Below are 2,500 nucleotides of genomic sequence, written 5' to 3'. Positions count from 1 at the left end.
GTCATCTCTCCTTGCATTGCTCGTTCAACAAGTGATTTGGTGAGTTGTTTTAAGAGGCCTTCGTTTCCGATCAGCTCTTCGGGGGTTTTACCTTTGATTAATTCATCGAGTAGTTCTTCTGCTCGATTCTTCGGTTTGCTCATGTTGTTTTTATCCTTGTTACTTTTTCTTTTTTCACAAGTCATTTACACAATCGAGATGACACCCTCAATTGTTTTGCCATTTCATACGATAATTCGCTTTCATATCATCTTGATGTTTTCTCTGATCATAAATCGTAATGTTAAAAGCATTGCGATATTCTTCTCCTCCAGATGATCGCTGGAAAAATAAAGCTGAAAAATCTTTTAGTTTTTCCTTTTTAGTTTCAGTAGACTTGAGATATTTTACAGAAAAGAATTTCTCTGGAGTTCGAAAAATTGTCAAAAGTTCATCATCTGATAGATTTGATTTAAGTAAATTGCAATCTTTACAAGTAGGAATTATATTTCCTGCTGAGTGTATTCCTGTCTTACTTATTGGATTAAAATGATCAATATGAACAATGCCATTAAAATAATCAGCTTGCTTGAACATCAATCCACAGTAACAGCAATTGGGACGCTTCAGATAGCTGTCTGTAACGTTTGACGCAATCCATAGGCTATTAATCAAAAGATCTTCTTGAAAATTGTATCGATTTGTACTCGATCTTTTAAAGATATTCTCAAACAATTTCGGTTCTCTTTCGTATGTGTTCTTTATTCCTTCCCAATTCCAGGCAGGGTTAATTTTAGATTTCGATTGATTATAAATTTCGAAAATTTTAGTTAGAAATTGATTCATATTTTCATATTCTTCTTTCAGAAAACAGTTAAGATTTTTTTAGAAATTTTTCAAAATGGCAGCTAACAAAAGAGTCTCCTCGACGCTTGCGGTTCTGGAGCGCGCGGAAGAATTGACACGAGGTTTGAGCGAACCTTAGTGAGCGATCACAAACCGAGGGACAAAGCAAATGTGGCTTCAGCCCGTAGTGAGAGTCGCATTAGCGATCTCGAACGGAGCGAGGAGACGAAGTTATGCGACGTGTCAAAAATTACGAAGGCGGAACACCAATTAAATGAAATACAAAATTAGTGGAACTATCCTTTTTAGAAACACCTATATCCTTACGAATTTCTAATAAAAGTTGAATTCAAAGCTTATCATGCTTTTCTTTGGACTTTTTTTGATTGGTATATTTAACTTCATCGTGAAAATCCATTAACGCCGTTACAACTGCTTGTGGAGCAACTAAACAGTGAAAGAGCAAATTGATCATGTGCCCTCGCATATTTTTTGCATTTCCAGCCAATCCAGATAATGAAGCTAACAACAACTTATAATGGGTCATTTTTTCTTTTTGCCATTCTGCTTTAATTTGTGATATTTTAGATAAGTAATATGTTATGCAAGCAGATGCTATTGAACCAGTAACAGTAATCAATGAAATTATTAGGTTATTATCCATACTTTCTTTCTTTTATCCTATTCTTCATTACTGATCTCTATAAAATAGAATACCGTTAATTTGAGCACAAATCCAACGTTTAGACGCAGAATTTTGGACACTCTATTATGTAGAAATGAGTAAAGCCTGTAAGTGAGGGTTAAATTAACTGTAATAGTTAAAACTTAATCTTACACTCCTTAAAATAAATAAAGAGAAAAAGATGACAACAGTACAAAAAATAATCAAAAACAAAGTTGGACTTTTGAAGTTGGCCGAGACTTTGGAGAACGTCTCAAAGACTTGTAACGTAACGGGTTATTCCAGGGATAGGAATTCATCAAGGAAGTATCGTTCTTGGAAAATTCTATACAAACTTTCCTTGACTGACACGAAGGAATTAGCTAAGAAAAGATATCTCGGCAATTTACAGTTTTCGTAATCTACTTTAAAAGTATGTCAGATATTATTTTGGCTATTACACTTTAATGCGAAGGATTTGCATATTGAAAAGCTATTTCAGAATTCATTATGCTTCTTATCAAAGTTTTTTCGCCTTTCAAAATCCTGCATTTCCCTTTCAAATGTAGAATCACTCTGCATAAAGAAAAATCTCAACTGGCTTTTTAAACAATTTAGCAAGCTGTTTTGCTAAATCTTTTGAAATTGGCCTTTTTCCTAATTCCATAGCCGAAAGATTTTGTCTCGGGATACCGCCCAATTTATCTCCAAGTTCCGTAAGGCTCAATCCTGCTTTTTTTCTATAATATTTCAATTTTGATCCAGGCTGAAGGAACTCTTTATTTTCTTTGAAAAATTGAGTATCTCTCCAAGAAATCGATTCTTCAGACTTCTCTATACGAAGTTTCCTACCGAATTCCTTTTTGAGAGCTTTCAATAGGGTGGAGGAAATTTCTCCTTTAATCGTAACTTCAGTACGGGGCGTTTTCATGACTGCCTGCATAATATAGTGAATTCCTTTTATCTAAGTAATTCTTAATAACTTTTCGAACTCTTCAAATGCTTCCTTTC

The 2,500-nt window shown here is 34.2% G+C and carries 3 protein-coding genes and 2 pseudogenes (1 of these 5 cut by a window edge); 1 reads left to right on the top strand and 4 read right to left on the bottom strand.

All coding sequences use genetic code 11. The features are described 5' to 3' along the window. The 3 genes and pseudogenes from LEP1GSC062_RS14540 to LEP1GSC062_RS14530 all read right to left on the bottom strand — a co-directional run. Positions 1–143, bottom strand: a pseudogene (locus tag LEP1GSC062_RS14540) (IS256 family transposase) (it extends 1,214 nt beyond the left edge of the window). A 64-nt stretch (positions 144–207) separates the two neighbouring features. Further along, positions 208–825 (bottom strand): HNH endonuclease, encoded by a 618-nt coding sequence (locus LEP1GSC062_RS14535; RefSeq protein WP_010578953.1) that lies wholly within the window; start codon positions 823–825, stop codon positions 208–210. A gap of 349 nt (positions 826–1,174) precedes the next feature. After that, positions 1,175–1,489, bottom strand: coding sequence for a hypothetical protein (locus LEP1GSC062_RS14530; RefSeq protein WP_010578952.1), 315 nt, complete (start codon positions 1,487–1,489; stop codon positions 1,175–1,177). Between the two features lie 202 nt (positions 1,490–1,691). On the opposite strand from LEP1GSC062_RS14530, the pseudogene LEP1GSC062_RS24940 reads away from it, so the two are divergent. Then, positions 1,692–1,799 (top strand): annotated as a pseudogene (locus LEP1GSC062_RS24940) (IS481 family transposase); the annotation flags it as partial. A 261-nt stretch (positions 1,800–2,060) separates the two neighbouring features. On the opposite strand, the gene LEP1GSC062_RS14520 reads toward LEP1GSC062_RS24940, so the two are convergent. Further along, positions 2,061–2,432, bottom strand: coding sequence for a helix-turn-helix transcriptional regulator (locus LEP1GSC062_RS14520; RefSeq protein WP_020984655.1), 372 nt, complete (start codon positions 2,430–2,432; stop codon positions 2,061–2,063). Positions 2,433–2,500: the final 68 nt, after the last annotated feature.

It is taken from the genome of Leptospira alexanderi serovar Manhao 3 str. L 60 (assembly GCF_000243815.2).
Lineage (GTDB): Bacteria > Spirochaetota > Leptospiria > Leptospirales > Leptospiraceae > Leptospira > Leptospira alexanderi.
Note: the sequence above shows the minus strand (reverse complement) of the source record. Positions and strands in the feature narration are given on the sequence as shown.

Coding starts and splice junctions, on each gene's coding strand:
- LEP1GSC062_RS14535 (WP_010578953.1), bottom strand. CDS start 825: ATGAATCAATTTCTAACTAAAATTTTCGAAATTTATAATCAATCGAAA.
- LEP1GSC062_RS14530 (WP_010578952.1), bottom strand. CDS start 1,489: ATGGATAATAACCTAATAATTTCATTGATTACTGTTACTGGTTCAATA.
- LEP1GSC062_RS14520 (WP_020984655.1), bottom strand. CDS start 2,432: ATGCAGGCAGTCATGAAAACGCCCCGTACTGAAGTTACGATTAAAGGA.